We start from the raw sequence: 597 nt of genomic DNA on the forward strand, positions 1-597 counted from the left end.
ATCCCGAGCAGCGTCAGCGAAATGCACAGGCCGGGGAAGATGCCGAGCCAGACGGCCTGGCCGATATAGGGCCGCGAGCCGGCAAGCATGTTGCCCCAGGTCGGGGCCGGTGGCGGCACGCCGAGGCCGAGGAAGGAGAGCGCGCTCTCCGCCAGCAGCACATAGCCGAACATCGAGGTCGCGAGCACGGTCAGCGGCGCAATGCAGTTCGGCAGGATGTGGCGGGCCATGGTGAAGCCCTCGGAATTGCCCATCACGCGGGAGGCGGCGATGTATTCGCGCTCGCGCAGCGAAAGCACGGTGCCGCGCACGATGCGGGCGACCGAGGGCGCATAGGCGATGCCGAGCGCGACGATGATGCCGTATTTGTTGGCCCCCACCACCGCAAGCAGGCCGAGCGCCAGCAGGATGCCGGGAAAGGCGAGCAGCGCATCGTTGAAGGCCATGACGATGCGGTCGAACCAACCGCGGAGATAACCGCTGAACACGCCGATCACGGTGCCCAGCGTCACGGCAAGCGTCACGGTCAGCAGGCTGATCCAGACGCTGGTCGCGGCGCCCGCCATCAGGCGGGAGAGCACGTCGCGGCCGAACTCG

The 597-nt window shown here is 68.0% G+C and carries 1 protein-coding gene; it reads right to left on the reverse strand.

Annotation, left to right across the window (positions count from 1 at the left end; genetic code table 11):
• The coding region (locus tag AB4Y92_RS25295; RefSeq protein ID WP_441822117.1) for an ABC transporter permease at nucleotides 1-597 on the reverse strand (597 nt) is incomplete at both ends.

It is taken from the genome of Lysobacter sp. TAB13, assembly GCF_052113885.1.
Classification (GTDB): Bacteria; Pseudomonadota; Gammaproteobacteria; order Xanthomonadales; family Xanthomonadaceae; genus Lysobacter; species Lysobacter gummosus.